Origin of the sequence: Sporosarcina sp., from assembly GCF_029257255.1 — a bacterium.
Lineage (GTDB): Bacteria > Bacillota > Bacilli > Bacillales_A > Planococcaceae > Sporosarcina.
Genome location: NZ_JARICI010000015.1, coordinates 42,118 through 65,747, shown reverse-complemented (window position 1 = coordinate 65,747; position 23,630 = coordinate 42,118). Strand labels below are relative to the sequence as shown.

Sequence of the window (23,630 nt, the reverse complement as noted above, 5' to 3'; positions counted from 1 at the left end):
TATGTAAACAGATGGGAGAGACTTGGTGATGCCTGTTACACAATATTATCCAATAGGTTCAATTACAGTGCCGTCATCCTGGATTGCGGTGATTGCGGGTTTTGTCATGACCTACTTCTTTATTCGCATATACTTTGGAAAAGCGACGGGCGAGCGTATTGGAAATATCTTTTTCAATCTCGTGATTATCTGGAAGTTTTCTGTAATTTTGACGGATTTTTCGACAGTTATTCATTATCCGCTTTCTATTCTATATTTTCACGGCGGGTCAGTGGGCTGGATTTTGGCTATCATCATTGTCGGTTTATTGACGCTCCGGCAAAGTCGGAAAGAAAAGTGGCAATTTGAAGAGCAGTGGTCCCTGCTGCTTGCATTCATCAGCTGGCAGGCCGTCTATCAGATCGTCATGGTATTTTTGAATGAAGGAAGTCTTCTAATAAAAAGTGCGACCGTTATCTTGTTTGTGCTGGTAGGAGTGTTTGCTTTCTGGATCTATAAAAAGGAGACGAATACAGTAAGTGATCTATCAATAATTTGGATCGCGGTGCACCTAATGGTTTCCGCTATACAGCCAGGAGTTTTTTGGAGTATGCCGCTCGTCACGACGGTCAGCGGCGGATTATTGCTTGTTTTGGTTCAGCAACTTGCGGCCAGATCGCTACATAGAGAGGAAGACGTACAATGAGTAAAAAAATGATTGGTTATATTGTTAGTGCGCTTGTGGTTGGTACACTGATTTTTCTAATGGTGAAAAATACGTTGGATAAACCTGAAATTGAACCGATTGATACACCCCAGACTTCTGCAAGTCAGACTGACGGACAGCAGGAGGAAGAAGGACTCGAGCAGTATTCACCTGCCCCTGATTTCACATTGGAAACACTTGCCGGCGAAACCGTGACACTTTCTGAATTAAAAGGAAAAAAAGTCATCCTGAATTTCTGGGCGACATGGTGTCCGCCGTGTAAAGCGGAAATGCCGCATATGGAAAGTTTTTATTCGAAGTTGACGGAAGAAGATCATGTTGAATTGATCGCAGTCAATGTGACGGAATCCGAGAAGCTAGGCGTCAGTGAGGTCAAAAATTTTGTGGAGTCTTATAAGTTGAGCTTCCCGATTCCATTGGATGAAACGGCGCAGGTGACGCATCAGTACGGTGTGTTCTCGATGCCGACGACGTTTATGATCGATACAAAAGGTCGGATTGCACAGAAAGTGATTGGACCGCTGGATGAAAAAACATTGAATGAACTAGTCGATTTCATGGACTGAAAAAAGTCTGTTCCTGTGTCGTAACTTCTTGTCTGCCTTCATATAGTGGAGGGAGGAGGGGTTGCATGCGTAGGAGCAGGTTTTTTTTAGTGGGAATGATGATGCTACTCGGCGTTGTGCTGTTCGGCTTGAACGGATGCGGAAAAACGGAGTCCAAACAGTCGCAGTCGGTCAGTAAATATCCTGTGCTCGATGAAGCGTACGAAGCAATACAGGAGAAAGCGGTTTATCCGGTTGAAAAGGACATGCTGATTGAAGGGGCGCTGCGCGGCATGACTGACACGATTGGCGATCCGTATTCGACGTATCTGACAGAACAGGAAGCAGCATCGCACCGGGAGTCTCTTGCCGGCTCAAGAGTCGGAATTGGAGCAGAAGTAACGCGGACGAACGGTAAGTATATTATTGTTTCGCCAATTAAAGGCGGGCCCGCTGAAAAGGCAGGATTGCAGCCGTATGATGAGATTGTACGGGTGAACGGTGAACGGCTGGGCAATGAAACGCTGCAGGAAGTCGTCAATTCGATTCGGGGTAAAAAAGGGACGGAAGTGAAGCTGACGATATTCCGGCCAGAATCGGATAAGCATATGGAGTTCACGATTGTGCGCGATACGATGCCTGTACAGTCTGTGAGTCATCAACTGCTTGAAGAACGAGGTGCTAAACTGGGATACATAGCACTGACGATGTTTGGGGAAGAGACGGCAAAGGAGTGGCAGAAAGCGACTTCTGACGTCATTAAGCAAGGCGCGCAGGCAGTGATTATTGATGTGCGCGGAAATCCGGGGGGCTATTTGGTAGCGGTATCTGAGATTGCAGCGAGTTTACTCGAGAACGATCAAGTTTTTGTCGTGATGCAAGATGCGAAAGGCAGTCTGGCTCCGATTGTTACAGAAAAGTCGGAGAAGCTGGAGTTTAATGAACGGTTGAAGAAAATCCCTGTCGTGTTGCTGCAGGATGTCGGAAGTGCATCAGCCAGCGAAGTATTGAGTGCCGCGCTGAAGGATTTAAAACGCGGAACGTTAATTGGCACGACGAGTTTTGGTAAAGGGACTGTGCAGGAAACAATGGAGTTATCAAACGGTGGCGAACTGAAGCTGTCGACGAATAAATGGCTGACGCCGAAAGAAAAGTGGATTCACGGCAAAGGGGTCACGGCTGACATTGAAGTGAAGCAGAGCGTCCTGTTCACAGAACATTTACAAATGGTGACGGATTCGTTCAAAGAAGGACACTTCAATGAGCAGATTGCTTACGCGCAGCGCATGCTGAAGGCGCTCGACTATAAGCCTGGTCGCACGGACGGCTATTATGATAAAGATACCGCAGCGGCAGTCCACGCTTTTCGCGCCGACCGCCAGATTGCTGAGAGCAACTCAATGGATCGCGGATTTTTCACTGCATTGAAAGAGACTGTTGAAGAATTCCGCAATCAACCAAAGAACGACAAGCAGCTGCGAATGGCAGTTGATTATTTGGTGAATGAATTAGCAGAATGACGTGGTGGCTCTGGGAGGTATTTTCCTGGAGCTGCTTTTTTGTGGATTTCATTGGGAGGATGCGTGGGGTGCACAGGATTGGTGCGGTGGCCAGGTGGATTGGCTCGGTGCCGGGTGCGAATGGTGCGGCGGAGCTGTGGAAAGGTGCGTCGCAGGATGGTTTTGGCTCGCTTCTCGGGAGTTTTGGTGCGTTGCGACAGCTTTTTGGTGCGTCAAGGTGATCTTACCGCATAGCTGGGTGGATCATACGCCAATAACATTGCCCAGACAGTATCCGCAAACGCTCATTGCCGTGAAGTCTGCATAACTTTTTACTCATCTCTATCAAAATAGCCATTTTAAGCAAGTAGGTATTCGCTATTTGCTTTTATTTTTTGTACAATAGGTAAAAGAGTTGTTTGGACGAGCGGGAAGGTGATCATCATATCTAGTGAACTACTGAATAACATTACAGAAGCGATCCTCTATTTCGTGTTGAATCCGGTGTGGCTGGTGGCGGTTCTTGCAGCTGTTTTGCTCGGCTATGTGCGCGTGAAACGGGAACGGAGAGATTTTACAATTCGTGTGCTTTCGGGCCTAACTGAAATGAAACACTCGATTTCATCCGCCTGGCTTCACGGGTTTCTGCTATCACTCCTCATTGCAGGCGTCGGACTGACCGTAGATTTCAATTGGATTATCCTGGTATCAGCTGTGATGATGATCGTAATCTTATCATTTTCTTATAAACTCGCTTCGCCGATCTATTATGCAGCGATTGCATTTTTTGGATTGTATGCGCTTGATCGCTGGGCACCGAAATTTTCCGTGAAAGATTGGTTCGTGCAGGAAAACTTGGACTTTTTCGGCACGATGGCTGTCACGGTACCGATCATCGCAGGATTGTTCTTACTTACGGAAGGATTATTGATCCGTCGTTATGCGAGCCGACATGCTTCACCGTTTTTAACTCCCACAAAACGTGGGTTGCGTGCCGCGATATATCAGGCTAAATTGCTGTGGATTGTACCGGTTGTGTTGGTCGTTCCAGGACATATGATCGCGGAATATGTGCCGTACTGGCCACAGTTTACGCTGGGTTCTGAGAAGTTTTCTTTGATTCCGATTCCTTTAGTCATTGGGTTCTCACAAATGGCACGCGCTACTTTCCCTGATGTGCTGTTTCCTAAAATAGGGGCAGCAGTTGCATGGCTTGGAGTCGCGGTTGCGGCAGTTGGTATCGGGGCTTACTGGATGCCAATTCTAGGCTGGGCAGCACTCATTGCGGGTGTCGTATGCCGAATCTTCCTGTCTGTTTTGATGTCGGTCACTGAGCGCAAACATGCACTTTTATTGGTTCCCCAATCAGAAGGAGTCTACGTCGTTTCGGTGCTAGAAGATTCTCCAGCAGAGAAAATGGGAATTATCCCGGGAGATCTCATCAAGTCGGTTAACGGAATTACGATTCACAATGAAGACGAATTATATGATGCGATTCAAATAAACGCTGCTCACTGCCGCCTGCAAGTCATCGGACGTGACGGCGAAGTGCGATTGAAACAGCAAGTGTTATACCGCCACGATCATTTCCGACTGGGCATGCTGGTTGTGCGGTAAAAGGAGAGAGTGCGATGCATGATTTTGAAACGAAGCTTCTGTTTGCGACTTTACTGCCTGGAATATTAGTGGTATTTTTTACGAGGGTGACATTTCACCATGTGGTCGGTCTCATTTTGACGCTCGCGCTGATTGCGGCATCCGTTTACGCGGGCTATACGCATAACTGGTTGCTGTATGTGGCCGATGCGGTTTCATTGACAGCTGGATTTTGGTTTGCAACGCGTATGGTGCGCACTGCACGAAAGAATCAAATTGAGGAATAAAAATACGCGGTTTTCAAAGGAGTCGACTCTTTGAAAACCGCATTTTTGTACCGTAATGAAGTTTTGCTGTTTTAGTTAGCTATTCTTTGGGAATCATTGTAGTAAGAGATCTTAAAATAAACTATACACCGCTAGAACGGCGATCGTGCCAATGACAACGAACATGACGTCCAAGCCAATAAAAGATAAAATGAATGCAGTAATAGCACCGATAATTCCAAATAACATATGATCCTGGATATGCAAGATTGCAGGGAAGATCAATGCGCCGAGCACAGCGTAGGGAATATTGCGCAACACTCCGCTGACGATTGGCGGCAACTCTTTTCCGTCAAGGAACGTCAAAGGAATCATTCTAGGCAAATATGTCGCGATTGCCATTCCGAGAATCATCCACCAATAAACAGGTCCCATTATTGATCAGCCTCCTTCTCTGCAGTCCAGTTCTCAACAGTTTTATTGGTTTTTACATATAAAATTTCCACAATGATTGCGGAACCGAGCGTTGCGACCAATATAGACCAGCCGGTTGAAAGCAGGTTCGAGTAATACAGTACACAATGAATACCGGCGCCAATTACGGCCAGCAACACGACTTTCCGGTTACCTTTCATCGAAGGAACGAGCAGTCCGATGAACATCGCATAAAGCGCAACGGACATCGCTTGCTGCAGAAACTGCGGCAGATTGGCTCCGATTACATGGCCTACTGCTGTGAAGATCACCCAGCTGCTGTAGGCAATCAAGGTAACACCGAACGTGAATACGGCTGTGATCTTACCGCCTTTTTGCGTAGACAGTACAGAAAAAGATTCATCGGTAATACCGAAAGCATAGATCGCTTTCATCCACTTTGGTGCAGGTGCAACATTTTCGCTCAATGAAGCGGTCATCAAAAAGTGGCGGATGTTGACGATGAATGTATTCATTACGATAAGCCAAGGGGCCACGCCCGTTGCAATCAGGCTGAGCGCCATATATTGTGAAGCGCCGGCATAGACGAGCAGGCTCATGGCAGTAGCTTCAAAAATGGACAGGCCGGTTGTTTTGGCAAGCAGTCCGAATGTCAAGGCGACAGGGAAGTAGCCGATTGCAATGCTTGTCCCCGCTTTTACGCCTTGAGAAAAGGTTGTGTTCATCTAGCAACCCATCTTTCTTTAAGAATCTGTCTGCTATTATACTATAAGTTAATTCGAAACGGTGAGGGTGTTTGTGATGAATGAATGGTTGTCGATTGATAAAGTAGAAGACTTGGCAGAGCAGTATGAATCAATAGGTTTGTTTGTGGGGCTCATCCCGCCATTTCTGGAAGCGTTTCTGCCGTTTCTGCCGCTTGTCGTCTTCGTCTTCGCTAACGCCATCGCGTTCGGCTTCTGGTACGGCTTTTTGCTGTCATGGGTGGGGACGGTTGCGGGGTCGTATGCGGTGTTCCTGCTGGTGCGCTATTACGGCCACAACCGCTTCTTTTCATTCTTGAAGAGACCAGCGAAAGTGCAGAAGCTGATTCAATGGGTGGAGCGTAACGGATTCGGACCGCTTTTCATACTGATATGTTTCCCGTTCACGCCGTCAGCACTCGTTAATCTAGTGGCGGGTTTGTCGAATATGAATAAGAAGAATTATTTGTTTGCGCTGATGCTTGGAAAGCTTGTGATGATTATTATGATTACGTACATAGGTTACGATTTCAGGGCTTTGTTTACGAAGCCGATCAGAACGCTGATCATGTTCTTGCTGATTTTCCTGCTGTGGATTGTTGGGAAGTGGTTTGAACGCAGGCTGAATAAAAAAGTGGAAGATGATTTCAGAAGCTTCTCAACGCTGAACAAGCCAGAGGAAAAGAATAATTAAAAAATTTCCTGTCTCACCACTCTTTCGGTACAATGAAAGAAACGGTGTGGCGGGATTTTTTTGTGTTGAATGCAAGACTAGTTAGTGGGCAGTTTGGGATTTCCGCTACAGGTGGGGACGCTTTCCGCGGGCGTGGCTTCTGCCAATCGAACTGCGAAGTGTTCGATTTGCCGTATTTCTGTGCTCTTTACAGAAATTAAGGCATCTTTGCGGGGTCTCCAGACTCATGCTCATAACGCTTCGCCTTTAATCGCAGAAGTAATTGCTATTCCCGCAGGAGTCGCCCGACCCTCCGCTTCAATCCTACTTTTTGTTACGAATTGATATAGTAAGGACGCTAAAGCCTTCTAACATCTGGGAAGCTTTGTGGATCACGGAGTATATAAAGTATTTATGTCTCATTGGCTTGGGTTAAAAGAGGATATTGAGTTTGATTTTAGTCTTTTGTTTATTGCTAAGTTATTAATATTCATGGTTTTGAACTTTGCACCAATGTTTTGGGATCAAGACGCTATCTGCATATTAGTGACACCAAACTACATTTAAACAAATAGCATTTTCACTGGCACAATACCTATGAACTGGAAATTTATTGTGGGCTTAAAAGCTAAGTATGAGGTTACAATACTAAGCTTGCTTTCAAAGAACTAGAACTCATTTTAATATAAAATAGAACTGTATAAATTATACATACAGTTGTTTTTTACACAAGACAAAGTACCGAAGAACTTAAGAGGTATAATTGAAAAGCTAACTCTTATTCATTTAGCTTACTATTTAGGGATTGGAGCGCAGGGCGGCGACTCCTGCGGGAATAGCATGAGCCTTGAGACCCCGCAGGTAGCGTAGCGGACGAGGAGGCTCAAGCCATGCCCCGCGGAAAGCGTCTGCCCGGAGCGAAAATCCCCAACTACATACAAATTCAATTGTACAAAGAAAGGAGCAAAACCAACATGTCACTGCGTTTCATCACAGGCCGTTCAGGAACGGGGAAAACATACTTCATTCAAAATGAAATCGCTGAAGAATTGAAGCAGCGTCCAATGGGGCCGCCGATTATTGTCATTGTGCCGGATCAGCTGTCGTACTCCATGGAATACAGCCTCTCGGTCAAATTCGGGCTGAGCGGCATGATTCGCGCGCAAGTCTTGACATTCAAACGGCTCGCCTGGCGCGTCCTTCAGGAAGTCGGCGGCATCACACGTGAAGAAGTCGACAGCTTTGGCTACCGCATGCTCGTCCGTAGCGTGCTCGAAGAAAATAAAGAAGACTTCCGTCTGTTCAAGCAGGCGGCGTCGAAACACGGCTTTGCCGAGCAAATCAGCGATGTCATGAAAGAATTCAGCAAATACTGCATTGATCAGCAAACTTTCGCTGCAGTCACTGCTTTACTAGAAGATCAACAGGCACCTCGGATTTTGCAAGACAAAGCGCATGATCTGCAACTTTTGCTAGGTAAAATAGAGGAACGTCTGGGCACAACGTATATGGACAGCGAAGGGCAGCTCAACGCTCTCGCCCAACAGATTCCGCATGCAGAGTGGCTGAAGGATTCCACTATTTACATAGACGGCTTCGGCGATTTCACGACGCAGGAATACAATATCATCTCGCAGCTGATGAAATTCACGAAACGTGTTAATGTGGTGCTGCCTATGGAAGATGCGGGGCAGAGTGGCGAGCATGAGCTGTTTTATACGGCTGAACAGCAATTCGCAACGCTTCAGCAGCATGCGTACAGTGATTCTGTGCCGCTCGACGAAACGGTTCATCTGACAGAACTGCAGAGATTTTCCAATGAAGAGTTAAAGCATTTAGAAGAACAATTTGATAACTATCCGCCACAAACAAAAGAATCTGAAAGTCATATCCAGTTAATCGAGGCGACGAACCGGCGTGCAGAAGTGCATGCGGTCGCGCGTTCGATTCGTAAGCTGATGCGCGAAGGCAAGCGTTATCAAGACATTTCCGTGATCTACAGACAGCCTGAAGAATACGATGAGCTGCTTCAAATGATTTTTCCGCAGTACGATATTCCCGTGTTCATCAGCCGTAAAAAGCCGATGCTGCACCATCCGCTCATTGAGTTTGCCCGTTCATTGCTCGAAGCAGTGCGCACGGATTGGACGTATGAAGCAGTCTTCCGCGCTGTCAAAACGGACCTCTTTTTCCCTGCTAATGAAAGCAAGCAAGTGTGGCGGGAACGGGCGGACCGTCTAGAAAATTTCATTTTGGCAAAAGGAATTCACGGCAGCAAACGCTGGCTGGACGAGGAACGCTGGATTGTTAGCCGTTACCGCGGGCTTGAGATGGTCAAGAAAGTCCAGACCGATGAGGAATTGGCGATGCAGGCAGAATACGCGGAGACACGAGATATAATTCGTCAGCCGTTGCTGGAACTTCAAGAAAAAATGCAAGATGCGAAAACCGGCCGCGATGTTGCGGAAGCACTGTTCTTTACGATGGAATCGCTGCACGTCTATGACAAAATGGTCGGACTTGAAAAAGAAGAGCAGCAAGAGAACCGGCTGCGCGAGGCAGCAGAGCATGAGCAGGCGTGGAACAGCTGGATCAATGTGCTCGATCAGTTTGTGCTGATGTTTGGTGATAAAGAATTGCCGATTGCAGACGCGATTAAAATACTCGACGAAGGTTTCGATACACTCGAATTCAAACTCATTCCTCCGTCGCTTGATCAAGTGACGGTGACGACGGTCGAGCTGTTTAATTCGATGGATGTCGATTGTGTGTTTGTGTTAGGGGCAAATGAAGGCGTGTTGCCTTTGCGTAATGATCATGAAGGGTTGCTGTCAGATCACGATAGAGAGCTGTTCAGCGAGCTTGGCATTACCCTCGCGCCGACTTCAAAGACACAGTTGATGCGAGAATCGTATATGGTGTACCGTGCCTTCACGGGTGCGAGGGAGCGTCTGACAGTCAGCTATCCAATTGCGGATGAAGAAGGAAAAGCGCTCATTCCGTCTCTCTATGTTCCGAGACTGCAGCAAATTTCTAATGATATTCCGGTAGAGCTCGCCGTTATTGAGCCGACGGACCTTCCCGATACAGAAGATAAAATGCCTTATATTGAGCACCCCGAAGTTTCCTTGTCCTATGCGGTGCGCGTCATGCGACAGGCAAATTCACATGAGGAAATGGAGCCGGAGTGGCAGGCGGTGCTTGCGTATTATAAGGAAGATCCGCTATGGTCGTCTATTATTCAGTCAATCGCGCAGCCTGCATTGAAGCGGCAGAAAACGGAGATGCTTGATCCGCATTTGACTGCCGGGTTATACGGCACTTCATTTACCACGAGTGTTTCGCGAATCGAATCGTATTACAGCTGTCCGTTCCAGCATTTCACGACGTATGGTCTTGGCTTGCAGGACCGGACGGAATTCCAGTTGGAAGCACCGGATATCGGTGATCTATTCCATGCCGCATTGAAATGGGTATCGGACGAAGTGATGCGGCAGGGGCTGTCATGGGCTGAGTTGACGAGAGAGCAGTGCTGGCAGCTTGGACGTGAAGCGATTGATGCGCTGACGCCGAAATTCTTCCATAAGATTTTGCTATCGAGCCAGCGCTACGCGTATATTCAGCGCAAACTTATGCAAATCATTCAGCGGACGATTAGCGCGCTACAGTCGCAGTCACGCAACTCAAAGTTCACACCGATTGCGATTGAAGCAGGATTTGGTCCGAATGAAGCCATCCCGCCACTTGAGATTCAATTAAAGCAAGGGCAGCAGATGCGCATTAGAGGACGGATTGACCGAGTGGATACGATGAAGAAAGATGATCAGACATTTCTGCGTGTCGTAGATTATAAATCTTCCGCGCGTGCTCTTGATCTGACCGAAGTGTATTACGGTCTTTCATTGCAAATGCTGACGTATCTCGACGTCGCGCTTGAACACGCGGACGACTGGCTCGGTGTGCACGCAGATCCTGCAGGTGTGCTGTATATGTACGTGCATAATCCGATGCTGCGCTTGACGAAAGAGCTGGCGGATGATGCTGTCGAGAAGGAATTAATGAAGTCTTACAAGATGCAAGGGTATATCGTGGAAGATGCGGAAGTGGCGCTTGCGATGGATGATCATCTGGAAAGTGAATCGCTCATTATTCCGGCGCGGCTGAAAAAGGACGGTTCGTTTTATTCGACGTCGAAAGTATTGCCGACTGAGGATTTGAATATGATGCGTACATTTGTGCGGAAGCGGCACAGGCAGGCAGGCGACGGTATGTTGGCGGGAGATACGCGAGTTTATCCGTACCGTCTGAAAGATCATATGCCATGCCAGTTCTGCTCGTATCAGTCGATTTGTCAGTTCGACCGGACAGATCCGACGCAGCCAGAACGGCATTATGCAGCACTGAAACCGGAAGATTCATTAGAAAAAATGCGGAAGGAGGTAGATCCGAATGCGAATTCCTGAAAAACCGGCCCATGAAACGTTCACTGATGAACAGTGGAAAGCCATTTATGCGTCGGGCAAAGATATCCTCGTTTCTGCTGCGGCAGGTTCCGGGAAAACGAAAGTTCTGATTACACGGATGATCGAGAAAGTGCTCGATACCGAAAATCCAATCGACGTCGATCAGCTACTCGTTGTGACATTTACAAATGCCGCGGCTGCTGAAATGCGTCACCGGATGGCTAGTGCGCTCGAGGAAGCGATTGCGAATGATCCGTCTTCCGTTCATTTGCGGAGGCAATTGAACCTGCTGAATAAAGCACAGATTTCTTCGCTGCACTCATTTTGTCTGCAGGTGGTCAGACAGTATTCTTATGTACTTGATATTGATCCTGGATTCCGTATTGCAGACCCGACGGAAGCTTCGATTTTACGGGATGACACGGTGGCGGCCGTACTTGAAGATGCTTATAGTCAGGCAAATCCTGAAGCGGTCTACCGTCTGAGCGACAGTTTTACGGCGGACCGCAATGACCAGGCGATTGAGACGTTGATTGATAAGCTGTACGACTATTCACGCGTACATCCGAATCCTACCGAGTGGCTGGAAATGATTCCGCAGCAATATGACATTGGGGACAACGCAACAATTGACGGTTTATCTTTCATTGAGCCGTTAAAGTTGGCGATAAAACATACACTCGATGAAGCGAAAACGATAGCGCTCGATTTGCAGCGTGTAGCTGAAATGAATGAAGGCCCGCTGCCGCTTCTTGATACCGCAAAGGCGGATGAAGCCTGGCTGAATCAGGCGATTGACTATGTGACAAACGGCGAGTGGGAAGATGTGTATGCGTATTTCCAGACGCTTACCTGGGTCAAAGCGGGAATGATTAAGAAGGATTCTTGTGATGAAGAACTGGCGAAGCGCGGAAAAGATATGCGTGACTCGGTGAAAAAGATCGTCAATAAGCTGAAAGAAACGTATTTTACAAGGACGCCTGCACGGCTGCTGGAAGAAATACGTTTGATGGCGCCGCTGATGCATACACTGGTCGGGTTAGTTGAAGATTTCTCTGCACGTTATCAAGCATTGAAAGCAGAGCGTGGACTTGTCGACTTCTCAGATTTAGAGCATTATGCGCTGCAGATTTTATCTGCTGAAGCAGACGGCAAGCTGGTCCCTTCAGATATAGCGCTCGATTATCAGGCGCGTTTTGCAGAAGTGTTGGTTGATGAATATCAGGATACCAATTTCCTGCAGGAAGCGATTTTGCAGCTGATCAAGCAGGGAGCAGAGGCAGATGGCAATCTGTTCATGGTCGGCGACGTCAAGCAGTCGATTTACCGTTTCCGTCTGGCTGAGCCGGGGCTTTTTCTCGGGAAATATGACCGGTTCCTTGATGATTCATCGGAGCAAGGCTTGAAAATTGATTTAAACGCAAATTTCCGGAGCCGTAAAGAAGTACTTGACGCCACCAACTTCATTTTCAGGCAGATCATGGGCACGCGTGTTGGAGAAATTGAGTACGACGACGCGGCTGCGCTGAAATATGGCGCGCAGTATCCAGACAAAGATGTGGCGGCAGGGCTGACAATTCTTTATGAGAATGAAGACGAGGAACTGTCAGAAGAACAGGAAGCACAGCAGGACCTGAAAAAATCACAGGCTGAAGCCCGTTTCATTGCGCAGAAAATCAAGCAGTGGCAGGCGGATCAGGCGCAGGTAGCGGATGCATTCAGCGGTAAGACACGTCCGCTCGAGTACCGTGATGTTGTGATTTTAATGCGTTCGATGACGTGGTCGAGTGAAATTGCGGATGAATTAAAAGCGGCAGGAATTCCTGTGTATGTGGAGCTTTCTTCCGGTTATTTTGACGCCATTGAAGTGATGATCATGCTTAATACATTGCGGGTCATCGATAATCCGTATCAGGATATTCCACTAGTATCTGTACTTCGTGCGCCGTTTGTTGGGCTGACGGAAAATGAGCTGGCGGAAATTCGTCTCGTGAAACCGAATGTGCCGTTTTACGAAGCATTGCAGCTATTTGTACAAACTGGCGGGGCGGGTGTAAGTCCCGCAGCACAGGAAAAGTTGCAGAAGTTTTTCCTTCGCCTGGAAGACTGGCGCAATATGGCCCGGCATGGATCCTTATCCGAATTAATTTGGAAAGTCTATCAGGATACGTATTATTACGAAATGGTCGGGATTCTGCCGAACGGCAAACAGCGGCAGGCGAATTTGCGCGCGCTTCATGACCGGGCGATGTCGTATGAGAAGACTTCTTTCCGTGGGCTGTTCCGCTTCCTGCGCTTTATCGACCGCATGCGTAAACGCGGCGATGATTTAGGGGAAGCTCGATTCATGAGTGAGAAAGAAAACGTGGTAAGGATCATGACGATTCACTCGTCGAAGGGTCTCGAGTTTCCGTATGTGTTTCTTGCGGGGATGGGGCGTCCGTTCAATAAAATGGATTTCCATAATCCGTATTTATTCGATCAGCATTTTGGGCTGGCTGTTAAAGCAATCGATCCGGAGAAACGCATTACATTTACTTCACTGCCGTTTTTAGCGGTGAAAGAGAAGAAGGAGCTAGAGATGCGTGCGGAAGAGATGCGCGTGCTGTATGTGGCGATGACGCGTGCTAAGGAGCATTTGGAGCTGATTGCTTCCGTTAAGGATATTGAAAAGACGATGAGTCAATGGCAGGAAGCCCAGCTGCTTGATGAAAATCTGCCGCTGCCTGAATATAAACGTTCGCGTGCCACCGGTTATCTGGATTGGATCGGCCCTGCCGTTGCGCGTCATATGGATTTCGGCAAGTTCGGCAAAGCGGCTGGCGGTGAATTGATGGATGATGCGTCTGTCTGGAACATCAATGCCTATCCGTTCTCTGCTTTTCATTCGGCAGACAGCATGGAAATAGACGAATGGATCCCGCTCGACAATGAAAATGTAACTGCTGATCCGCAGATGGTCAAAACGATTACCGAGCGTTTTGAAACGCGCTATCCATATAAACATGCGGTCGATATGCCGTCTAAGCAATCGGTCAGTGAGTTGAAACGCATTGCTTTGCTCGAGCTTGAACGTGGGGATGCGGATCCGTTTGAGGAACGTTCATCTGAATTTGCAAATCGTCCTTCATTCCTGCATGACCGTCCGTCGTTTTTGCAAAAGCGTGAGTTGACGAAAGCGGAAATCGGTACGGCCATGCATACTGTTATGCAGCATATCAATTTGAAACTGCCGATGGATATTGGACAAGCAGGCCAATTTGTAGAAGAGCTTGTCCAACGTGAACTGCTAACAAAGGAAGAAGGAGCTGCAATCGATGCGTCGGATATCGTGAAGTTTTTTGCGACGCCTCTAGGTGAACGAATGAAGCAGGCGGATGACGTGCTGCGCGAAATGCCGTTTACATACGCGCTGCCTGCAGAACAAGGGGAATTCCAACTGCTGCAAGGTATTGCGGACTGTCTGTTTCATGAGGACGAGGAATGGGTACTCGTTGATTACAAGACGGATTACACGGGTGGTTTTCATACACAGGAAGCAGTGGCAAATGAAATGCAGAAGCGCTATGGTACGCAGTTGAATTTGTATAAGAAAGTGCTGCAGTCGATTTTAGGCATTGAAATAAAAGAGATGCTCCTTTACTTATTTGACGGAGCAAAAACAATCAGTTTACAGGAGGAATCAGTTTGAAGTTAACTCCTACGCCTCTGAAGGATCGGGTTGATGGGCTTGATTTTCTAAGAGGCATCGCGTTATTAGGGATTTTCATTGCGAATATGCTGCATTTTCATTCGCCTTATGTTTATATGGATCCGTATTCATGGTTCACTGTACCGGGCGAGCAGTCGGCATTTCATTTTATTGACGTATTTGTAGAAGCTAGTTTTTATCCGCTGTTTGCGATGTTGTTTGGATACGGTATCAATATGCAGTATGAAAAGTCCCTGCGCAACGGGACGCCTTTTGCTCCATTCATGGCACGACGGATGAGTTGGCTGCTGGTATTTGGGGTGTTGCATGCTTTACTGATCTGGTTTGGTGATATTTTATTTACCTACGCGTTAATGGGTTTCATCATGATCGCTGTTGTGCGCATTCCGAAAAAATGGCTTTTGTCGTTGGCCTTCGTGCTATATATCGTGCCGGCGGGACTGCTCTATGTATTTCTCGTCATCGCACGGAAAATCAATCCGAACTCACTGATGGACGGCTTTGTTGATATTCAAAGCATTGAACTCGCAATTTCCGCCTATGCGCATGGAACATTCGCCGAAATTTTCGTGTTCAGAATGCAAGAATGGCTGATGTTCAGTGTAACCGGCTTGATCACATCGGTGGTCTCGATCTTACCATTGATGATGATTGGCGCAGCTCTTTCAAAATGGAAGATTATTGAACGGATGTATGAAATGAAAGGGAAGTTAGCTGTTGTAATGATCATTTTCATTTCACTGGGTGTCTTTCTGAAAAATGTTCCGTTTATGGATGGACCAAAGTTTGAGAACATATATCTCGTGCAGTCGACGTTCGGTGGCGCGGTCTTGACGATTGGCTATGGGGCTCTATTCTTGCTACTGTGGCAGATTCCGTTTTTGAAGATTGTCACAAAGCCGTTTGCAACAATCGGCAGAATGGCGTTTACGACCTATATCTTGCAATCTATCATCGCGACATTGATATTTTACTCATACGGAGCCGGACTCTATGGTAAAGTAGATATCATAACAGGTACGTGGCTCGCCATTGGAATCTTTTTCATTCAGCTGATTGGCGCACAGATCTGGCTGTCAAAATTCCGAATGGGACCCTTGGAATCTATCTGGAGAAAGTTGTCTTACGGAAAGAATTTCGGTATTAAAGAGGAAAATGTATAGATTTTGTCGTAACATAGAAGTATGTGAATACACATGGAAAGGGTTGGGCATTCAAATGAAACTATTGTCATTCCGTTACGAAGGAAGAACGTTATTCGGTACAAAAGTGAAACGTGAGGAAGCAGTTTGGGACGTGCTTGCAATGGCGGAAGCACAGGATCAAAATGATTTTCCAAAAACGATGATTGAAGCCGTATCCCTTGGTATGGACTTTGTGGAAATGGTTCGTAAATTAGTGGAAAAAACAGAGGCAGAAGACAATGCAGAACAGTTTAAACATGCATTTACTGAAGTTGAGTGGCTTGCACCGATTCCGCGCACACCAAAGAACGTTATTTGTGTAGGGAAGAACTATGCAGAACATGTAACCGAAATGGGTGACGAAGCACCGCCTGAGAAAGTTGTAGTGTTTACGAAGGCACCGACAGCGATCGCTGGAGATGAGCAGACTCTTTCAATTCACAGCGATGTGACAGATTCATTGGATTATGAAGGCGAATTGGCAGTTGTGATTGGCAAGAATGGCAAAAACATTCCGAAGCAACTGGCATATGATTATGTATTTGGCTACACGATTGCGAACGATATTACAGCACGCAATGTACAGACGGATCATAAACAATTCTTCCTTGGCAAAACATTAGACGGTTCATGTCCGATGGGCCCTTATGTTGTAACGAAGGATGAAATTCCAAACCCGCATAATCTGTCCATCGTTACGAAAGTGAATGATGAAGTTCGTCAAAACGGCAATACTTCTTCCATGATGTTGAAAATCGATGAATTGATCGCAGAGATCTCTAAGTATGTGACGCTTGAAGCAGGCGATGTCATTTTGACAGGCACACCAGCTGGCGTTGGAAAAGGCATGACTCCGCCAACATTCCTGAAAAAAGGCGACACCGTAAAAGTGTCTATTGAAGGCATTGGCACATTAGTTAACCGATTCGAATAAAAATTGAGTGGTTGACAGCAAGCAATAGAATAGTCGTCGTTTGGAAATTATGGTAACATATCAATCGACTATATTAAAATGAGGTGGCAAGTTTGGGATTTTTAACTGATACAACCCATTTTCATATTTTGACATGGGTAGTGGGGATTGTTTTGTTCTTCGTAGCTGTCGGTATGGCTTCAGGTACGAAAGGCAAGAAAATCACTCATATGATTTTGCGTTTGTTCTATATTTTGATTATTATTTCGGGCGCAGCGCTGTTCTTTGAGCATATGGGCTTGAACTCGATGTTGTACGGAATTAAGTTCGTTCTAGGTCTTCTGACGATTGGGTTTATGGAGATGACGCTTGTACGTGGAAGCAAAGGAAAGAGCACGGGTGTTATGTTGATTTTGTTCATCGTGTTCTTGCTTGCTACGATGTTCGTAGGTTTCAAGTTGCCGCTTGGCTTTGACTTTTTTGCTTAATCTGGTGATGTGATTTTACGAGGAGGGCTGCAGATGGCAAGTCAAACCGGATGGATCTTTTTACTGGTGGTCCTTTTGCTGATGGCGCTGTTTGCAGTTTCCGTTTTCGTAAGCGCCCGCAAGCAGAAGGATCCAGCATTTTTTCTGGATGAAGATGAGTGAATAGGTATTAGCTTTTAAGCAGGGGGAGGAATGGTAAACATTCTTTCCTCTTTTTTGTGCTTTGGAATTTGTGTGTAGAGGGAAGACCGTTTCCCTGCACTTCAGGCGGACGCGTTCGGGAGGGCCCGCGGTGAGCCGACTTGGTCGCTTTGCTCCCGCAAGTCGTCTCACCTGTCGGGCTGATCCTCCCCGAGTCGCCGCCTTCCGCTACGGTACACTAGCTTGGTTTTTAAATCTTTTACGTAGATGTTCCAGCTGCAAGATATAATGTTATTCAACAGAAAAAGTATTGTGGTTTAAAGTACCAAAAAAGTTATCTTCAGCAATAATAAATTGTACCCTGTTCAGCGAGGGAATATAGTGATTGAAACGTAGATCTGAGACTGGAAACCAAAGTTTCACTAAGCCTTTAGGATAGCCGTAGTTTGCAGTCCCCGTATTCGTATTCGCCCGCAAGCAGAAAGATCCTGATTTTTTTCTGGATGAAGATGAGTGAATTAGAAGGGGAGGGAATAGTAAACATTCTTTCCTCTTTCCTCTTTTTGTGTTTGGGGTTGGCTCGGTTTTAAAAGAAGAAAATTAGTGTGGGTCATGGGATTTTCGTTGCGGGATGGGGCGCTTTCCGGGGGCATCTTTGCCAGGTCTCCAGCTCATGCTCATAACGCTTCGCTATTAATCGCAGAAGTAATTGCTATTCCCACAGCAAAAGCGAAGCGTTGGGAGCACATCTTTGCATTTCGTCCCATCCTCCGCTTCAATCCTATGTTTTGTTGTGAAGGGATGTAGTAAGTTGATTGAAGCTGTCTACGATCTGTGAAGCTTTGATTTTCAAGTAGTATATAAAGTGTTCATGTCTTACTGGCTTGGTTTAAAAGATGGTATGAAGTTTGATATCCAGAATTTGTTTCATAGCACCACCAGAATTTTTCTGGTTTTGAATTTGAGCTATTTTTTAAAATTTAAACAATGTCAGCTTATTAGATACAATAACCAGCACATCGCACTTCGCCACTCAAACTAGGGATTGAAGCGGAAGACGGTCGACTCCGGGAGGATCAGCGGGACAGGTGAAACACCCGGCGAGCGAAGCGAGGGGTGTGGTTCACCGCCCGCCCTCCGGAAAGCGTACCGTCTGAAGCGAAAATCCCAGACTGCAACACCTATCAACTTACTAATTTCAACAACTTTAAAAAAGGAAATATCATACTTTGTGGCTAATGGCTAAGTCAGTAATTTTCTTAGTTTTGAATTTGAACTGCTTTTTTTATGAAACACTGTCAGCTTATGATCTACAAAGAACTACACTTACTACTTTACCACTCAAACTAGGGATTGAAGCGGCCCCTCCGGAAAGCGTACCGTCTGAAGCGAAAATCCCCTACTGCAACGCAAAATATCCTTATGCCTTTGAACTTTACTCCAACACTTAGCAAGCAATTCACAGGATTGCCGTATTTATAGAGGAGTGCTGGGTAAATAAGCAGAAAGAATGGCGCGGGGTTCTGGCGTTTGATAAACTTATGAAAGAGTTTGCGTAAGGAGGATTTACTACATTGAAACGAATCACCGGACTACTGGCAGCTTGTATGCTTGCCCTATCTATAGCACAACCGGTCACCTATGCAGAAACAGAAAAGACCTTCAGCGATGAAAGTATATATGATCTGCTCGTCGACCGTTTCAACAACGGCCTGGGAACCAATGATTTTGACGTCAATGCCCAAGACCCTAATGCTTTTAACGGCGGAGACTTTGGAGGAATCAGCAACCGACTACAGCACTTGATTGATATGCATTTCTCCATGATTTCAATCGGACCCGTTTTCAAGACGGCTACATATGACGGCAATCAAGTACTCGATTATTCCGAGCTTGAGCCTCATTTTGGAACATCAGAAGAATTAACAGAATTACTCTCACAAATGCATGATGCAGACTTGAAAGTGATGGCGGATTTTCCACTTGGAAACGTCAGCGCAGATCATGTCTGGGCGAATGAGCTTGCTTCTTCACCTGCTGAAGAAGGAACAATTGATTGGGATTTGAGCAGCAAGGAAGTTCAGGATCAACTGATCGGTGCAGCGGTTCAATTTGTTAAAGACTACGAGCTCGCCGGTCTTCGTCTGACAAAACTGAAGGAAGTAGACACTGCATTCCTCAACCGTATGATTGAAGCGCTTAAGAATGAGCGTGAAGGTCTATATGTCATTACTAATGAAGCAAGTGACGCTTCATTTGACAGCGTGCCTGCTAAAGAACGTAGTGACGCGATTCAAGAATCATTCGTTCAAGTAGATCCTGATTCTTCTTCGATGGATCAGTTTACGGGTGAAGATACAGATAAATTACTTCAATTCGACGATTTAACAGGACCGCGCTTTACTTATAGAATGGTGGAATTACGACAGTTCCCTCCAACCCGCTGGAAAGTGGCGACGGCGGCACAATTCATGTTGCCGGGTGTTCCGCTAGTACCGTATGCAACGGAAATTGCAGTGAATGGTAAAGAGGCGCCTGAATCTCATCCATTCTTTAACTTTAAGACGGATATGGAGTTGCATGAGTGGATCGGGGATCTTAATACGCTTCGTAATGACTCAGACACATTGCGCAACGGAGACTTCCGTATTTTGCACAATGAAGACGGGTTCATGGTATTTGAGCGTTCTTCCGAAAAGGAAAAATGGATAATCGCGATTAATAATACTTCAGAAGTTCAAAGCTTTGAAATTAACCCGGCTGAAATCGGGGAAAAGAAAAAGCTGCGGGGTGTTCTTGGTCAAGATTTAGTAAAAGAAACAAAAGACAATAAGTACCACGTCGTGCTAGATCGTGAACTGGCAGAAATCTATATCGTGGAAGAGGACGAAGGTTTCAACACTCCATATTTAATCGCTTCACTTTTAGTTTATGCATTCTTCTTATCATTCCTATTTGCGATATTCCGTAAAGGTAGACAGCGCAAAAAAGAGGAAGCACTAAAAAAACAGCAGCAAACTAAATAAAACAAAAACGTCAGTCCACATTTTATATTTGTGAACTGACGTTTTTTATTTGGAACTGACTTTATTTAAGAAAAACAGTGCAATCGTGCCCGGTCCTGCATGTGATCCGATAACAGAGCCAATTTGATGAATCTCAATGGCTTTTGGCTGAATGACTTCTTCAATCATCGCTTTAAATTCAAGGGCTGTTTTTTCATCGTCACCATGGCTGATGGCAAGGACTTGCTCCTCGAGATTGTGGCCGCGTTCTTTCATCATTTCGATCATGCGGCGCAGTACTTTTTTCCGTCCGCGATGCTTTTCGATCGGCACGAGTTTTCCGCCTTCTACATGAAGTAAAGGTTTGATGTTGAGCAAACCTCCAAAAAATGCGCTTGCTTTTGATACACGTCCGCCTTTTGCCAGATAATCCAGGTCTTCCACTGTAAATAAATGTTCCATGTGTGAAGCCATGGCACGAATCTTTCGTTCGATCTCGCGTACATTCAATCCTTCTTCGCGCAGCCGAACTGCTTCTTTAACGAGCAGTCCATAGCCAAGTGAAGCACAGCGGGAATCAATGAGTACGAGATTCATGGATGGGTTGCCTTCTTTTACTTGGTCGCTCGTCATGACGGCTGTTTGATACGTGCCGGAAAGCTGTGAGGAGAAAGCGATATATATGCCATCTTCTCCAGACTTGGCAAACTCTTTCCATGTTTTCATCATCACATCAGGCGAAGCTTGTGAAGTCTTAGGTTGCTGTCCTTTACGGATGGCATCGAACACTTCTTTTGAATTGATTTCCACGATATCTTCGTATTCCTTGCCGTTAAGCAGGACGCTCAGCGGAAAGAGTTCTACATCGTTTTCCTCAAAGTAAGATTGAGGCAGATCACAGGCACTGTCAGCAAAAATTTTCATTGGAATTCCCCCTTGAACAAATGATTTTTCTATTAATAACTACTGTTCTTAAGTATGGATTTATTTAATGAGAGGCGGTCTTCTAGAATTAAAGAGATACCGTCTTGGTTGTTCGTATCGGTCACTTCATTTGCGATGGATTTTAAGCGGTCGATTGCATTGCCCATTGCGACGCCGACCCCTGCATAATCAATCATTTCTAAGTCGTTGTCTTCGTCACCGAAAGCAATAATGCGCTCTTTCGGGATGTTCATCCACTTCGAAACTGCGTCAATACCTACTGCTTTGTTCAAGCCGTGTCGGACGATCTCGACTATATTAAATGGAGCCCCCCAGCGTCTGTGATCGATCACTTCTGCGTGAATATCTTCAAGATGTTGGCGAATTGGATCCACTGTCAGGTGGTTAGCTTGAATTAATAAACTCGTCGGATCCGTTTTCAATGACTGCCGGATGTCGCCTTCTGTAATATTTGGATTGCCAAAGCTCAGAATATCCAGGAAACGTTCATCATGATACTGGGCATACACATCATCCATTACTTCTGCAACAATATTCTCGACAGAAAAGTCCTGCATGGCTTCGACGACTTCATTGACAATTGGCAAAGCTATCGTTTCGTGCATGGTTTTCCAAGATGTATCGGTTGGATGGTGGACGAAGGCCCCGTTAAAATTGACGATCGGTGTAGTTAAACCGAGCTGGCGGTAGTAAATTTCACTTGCTCGGTATGGTCGGCCAGTTGCAATCATGACATGATGCCCCTGTGAAACTGCCAGTTGTAATGTTTCTTCCGTTTTAGGAGAAATCACTTTTTCATCAGTTAATAATGTTCCATCTAAGTCTAAAACAATTAAATGTGGTTTCAAAGAATCCTCTCCTATTGCTTTATAATATGTTCCAGTGTGCTCATTATATCTTCATAGTTTAGCGCTAATAAGGCAAGTAAGTCAAAAAAACTGGAATAAGGCGAACCTTTTGTCTTCTACTGAGATTGTTGCTATCCTAAAATAACACTAAAGAATCGTAGGAAGAGAGGAATTCGTATGATTATCCGTTCGGAACATTGGCAGAATATCCCGGTGCTTCATATTGTGGAGGAGTCTACAGAACAAGAACAGCTTCCAGTTGTACTGTTTTTTCATGGCTTTACGAGTGCGAAGGAGCATAATCTGCACTACGCTTATAATTTAGCAAAAAAAGGCATTCGTGTGATTTTACCGGATTGCATGCTGCATGGAGAGCGTGCGGAAGATCTGGATGAATTTCATTTGGCATTGAAGTTTTGGGAAATTGTTTTGTCTAACATTAAAGAAGCAGGAATTTTACACGAAGAATTGAAAGCAAAGAATTTAATTGATGATAATTCTCGGGTTGGCATGGGCGGCACTTCGATGGGTGGACTGACGACATTCGGCTGTCTGGCGAGCTATGGATGGATCGATGCAGCTTCTGTGATGATGGGTTCCCCGGCGTTTGTCAAATTGGCAAAAGGACAGATTTCCTATGCTGAACGAGGCGGTCGAAAACTACCTGTTACATTGGAAGAGCGCGAACAGCTTTTTGGTGCACTGGATCAGGTTGATCTATCGAAGAATCCAGGCAGACTGAATGAACGCCCGCTATTTATGTGGCACGGGGAGCAGGATACGGTGGTGCCGTTTGAGTTTACGAAGGAATTTTATTTGGCGATTCAAAAAGAGTATGAAGGTCATCCGGAGCGTTTGAAGTGGATGAATGAAGAAGAAGCAGGGCATGCGGTTTCGCGTCCAGGAATGCTGGCATCTGTTGATTGGCTTGCACAGCATTTGCTTGCGGGGGAGTAAGTTGGTAAGATGAAATCAGATCACGACAGAGAGGAGCATTCCGATGAGCAAAGAAGAAATCAAAGATTACCTGTTTGGCGCGTTGGAAAACGTTATTGACCCTGAGCTGGGTGTTGATATTGTCAACTTAGGTTTAGTTTATAATGCAGAGCTGCTTGAAGGTGGAGTAGCAAAAATCACGATGACCTTAACGTCAATGGGCTGTCCAATGGGTCCACAGATCGTAACCAATATCAAACAGGAGTTAATGGAACTTCCTGAAGTAAAAGAGACAGAAGTAGATATCGTCTGGAACCCGCCATGGTCCAGAGATAACATGTCACGCTATGCTAAAATGGCGCTTGGCGTACGATAATAAGCAATTCTGACCATACTCATTTGGGTATGGTTTTTTTGTATTCAAAGGAGTTGAAAGATTACTTGTTGTTGGTCGTGGGATTTCGCTTCGGCTTGGGGCGCTTTCCCGAGGGCGTGGCCTAAGCCGCTTCCCTCGCTACGCTCAGTCCAGGGT

General features: G+C 45.9%; 20 protein-coding genes. 16 read left to right on the top strand and 4 right to left on the bottom strand.

Going from position 1 to position 23,630, the window contains the following annotated elements; all coding sequences use genetic code 11:
- Positions 1-28: 28 nt before the first annotated feature.
- The 6 genes from Q1J64_RS04115 to Q1J64_RS04090 all read left to right on the top strand — a co-directional run bounded on the left by Q1J64_RS04115 (position 29) and on the right by Q1J64_RS04090 (position 4,633).
- Positions 29-685 carry a hypothetical protein gene (locus Q1J64_RS04115; RefSeq protein WP_301107819.1) on the top strand — a complete coding sequence of 219 codons (657 nt, stop codon included), beginning with the start codon at positions 29-31 and terminating at the stop codon, positions 683-685.
- Positions 682-1,272: a peroxiredoxin family protein gene (locus Q1J64_RS04110; RefSeq protein WP_301107818.1), complete on the top strand. Its 591-nt coding sequence runs from the start codon at positions 682-684 to the stop codon at positions 1,270-1,272. The genes Q1J64_RS04115 and Q1J64_RS04110 overlap by 4 nt, the downstream gene beginning before the upstream one ends.
- Positions 1,273-1,337: 65 nt before the next feature.
- Positions 1,338-2,771: a S41 family peptidase gene (locus Q1J64_RS04105; RefSeq protein WP_301107817.1), complete on the top strand. Its 1,434-nt coding sequence runs from the start codon at positions 1,338-1,340 to the stop codon at positions 2,769-2,771.
- Between the two features lie 4 nt (positions 2,772-2,775).
- The gene (locus Q1J64_RS04100) at positions 2,776-3,078 is read left to right on the top strand and encodes a hypothetical protein (protein ID WP_301107816.1); all 303 of its coding nucleotides are present in this window, start codon (positions 2,776-2,778) and stop codon (positions 3,076-3,078) included.
- A gap of 107 nt (positions 3,079-3,185) precedes the next feature.
- On the top strand, positions 3,186-4,367 hold the full coding sequence (locus Q1J64_RS04095) for a PDZ domain-containing protein (RefSeq protein ID WP_301107815.1): 1,182 nt from the start codon (positions 3,186-3,188) through the stop codon (positions 4,365-4,367).
- 14 nt (positions 4,368-4,381) lie between these two features.
- Complete coding sequence (locus Q1J64_RS04090; protein WP_301107813.1) at positions 4,382-4,633, top strand: CsbA family protein; 252 nt, start codon at positions 4,382-4,384, stop codon at positions 4,631-4,633.
- A 111-nt stretch (positions 4,634-4,744) separates the two neighbouring features.
- On the opposite strand, the gene Q1J64_RS04085 is transcribed toward Q1J64_RS04090, so the two are convergent.
- Both Q1J64_RS04085 and Q1J64_RS04080 read right to left on the bottom strand, forming a co-directional pair.
- On the bottom strand, positions 4,745-5,047 hold the full coding sequence (locus Q1J64_RS04085) for an AzlD domain-containing protein (protein ID WP_301107812.1): 303 nt from the start codon (positions 5,045-5,047) through the stop codon (positions 4,745-4,747).
- On the bottom strand, positions 5,047-5,772 hold the full coding sequence (locus tag Q1J64_RS04080; RefSeq protein WP_301107811.1) for an AzlC family ABC transporter permease: 726 nt from the start codon (positions 5,770-5,772) through the stop codon (positions 5,047-5,049). Before Q1J64_RS04080 ends, Q1J64_RS04085 begins: the two co-directional genes overlap by 1 nt.
- Positions 5,773-5,848: 76 nt before the next feature.
- Between Q1J64_RS04080 and Q1J64_RS04075 the strand changes: the two genes are divergently transcribed.
- From Q1J64_RS04075 to Q1J64_RS04040, 8 genes are all read left to right on the top strand, one after another.
- Positions 5,849-6,484, top strand: coding sequence for a TVP38/TMEM64 family protein (locus Q1J64_RS04075; protein ID WP_301107810.1), 636 nt, complete (start codon positions 5,849-5,851; stop codon positions 6,482-6,484).
- Positions 6,485-7,437: 953 nt separating this feature from the next.
- Positions 7,438-10,926 (top strand): helicase-exonuclease AddAB subunit AddB, encoded by a 3,489-nt coding sequence (gene addB / locus Q1J64_RS04070; protein WP_301107843.1) that lies wholly within the window; start codon positions 7,438-7,440, stop codon positions 10,924-10,926.
- Positions 10,913-14,617, top strand: coding sequence for a helicase-exonuclease AddAB subunit AddA (gene addA / locus Q1J64_RS04065; RefSeq protein ID WP_301107809.1), 3,705 nt, complete (start codon positions 10,913-10,915; stop codon positions 14,615-14,617). The genes addB and addA overlap by 14 nt, the downstream gene beginning before the upstream one ends.
- Positions 14,614-15,801: a DUF418 domain-containing protein gene (locus Q1J64_RS04060; RefSeq protein WP_301107808.1), complete on the top strand. Its 1,188-nt coding sequence runs from the start codon at positions 14,614-14,616 to the stop codon at positions 15,799-15,801. Before addA ends, Q1J64_RS04060 begins: the two co-directional genes overlap by 4 nt.
- A gap of 55 nt (positions 15,802-15,856) precedes the next feature.
- Positions 15,857-16,756, top strand: coding sequence for a fumarylacetoacetate hydrolase family protein (locus tag Q1J64_RS04055; RefSeq protein ID WP_301107807.1), 900 nt, complete (start codon positions 15,857-15,859; stop codon positions 16,754-16,756).
- Between the two features lie 92 nt (positions 16,757-16,848).
- Entirely contained in the window at positions 16,849-17,223 is a 375-nt protein-coding gene (locus Q1J64_RS04050) for a YisL family protein (RefSeq protein WP_301107806.1), read from the top strand.
- 33 nt (positions 17,224-17,256) lie between these two features.
- The gene (locus Q1J64_RS04045; protein WP_301107805.1) at positions 17,257-17,385 is read left to right on the top strand and encodes a hypothetical protein; all 129 of its coding nucleotides are present in this window, start codon (positions 17,257-17,259) and stop codon (positions 17,383-17,385) included.
- A gap of 1,553 nt (positions 17,386-18,938) precedes the next feature.
- Positions 18,939-20,390 (top strand): alpha-amylase family glycosyl hydrolase, encoded by a 1,452-nt coding sequence (locus Q1J64_RS04040; RefSeq protein ID WP_301107804.1) that lies wholly within the window; start codon positions 18,939-18,941, stop codon positions 20,388-20,390.
- Positions 20,391-20,435: 45 nt separating this feature from the next.
- On the opposite strand, the gene Q1J64_RS04035 is transcribed toward Q1J64_RS04040, so the two are convergent.
- Positions 20,436-21,293 (bottom strand): DegV family protein, encoded by an 858-nt coding sequence (locus Q1J64_RS04035; protein WP_301107803.1) that lies wholly within the window; start codon positions 21,291-21,293, stop codon positions 20,436-20,438.
- A 32-nt stretch (positions 21,294-21,325) separates the two neighbouring features.
- Complete coding sequence (locus Q1J64_RS04030) at positions 21,326-22,162, bottom strand: Cof-type HAD-IIB family hydrolase (protein ID WP_301107802.1); 837 nt, start codon at positions 22,160-22,162, stop codon at positions 21,326-21,328.
- 177 nt (positions 22,163-22,339) lie between these two features.
- On the opposite strand from Q1J64_RS04030, the gene Q1J64_RS04025 reads away from it, so the two are divergent.
- Positions 22,340-23,119, top strand: coding sequence for a prolyl oligopeptidase family serine peptidase (locus Q1J64_RS04025; RefSeq protein ID WP_301107801.1), 780 nt, complete (start codon positions 22,340-22,342; stop codon positions 23,117-23,119).
- Between the two features lie 43 nt (positions 23,120-23,162).
- Positions 23,163-23,474, top strand: a complete 312-nt coding sequence (locus tag Q1J64_RS04020) for a metal-sulfur cluster assembly factor (protein ID WP_301107800.1) — start codon at positions 23,163-23,165, stop codon at positions 23,472-23,474.
- Positions 23,475-23,630 lie beyond the last annotated feature (156 nt).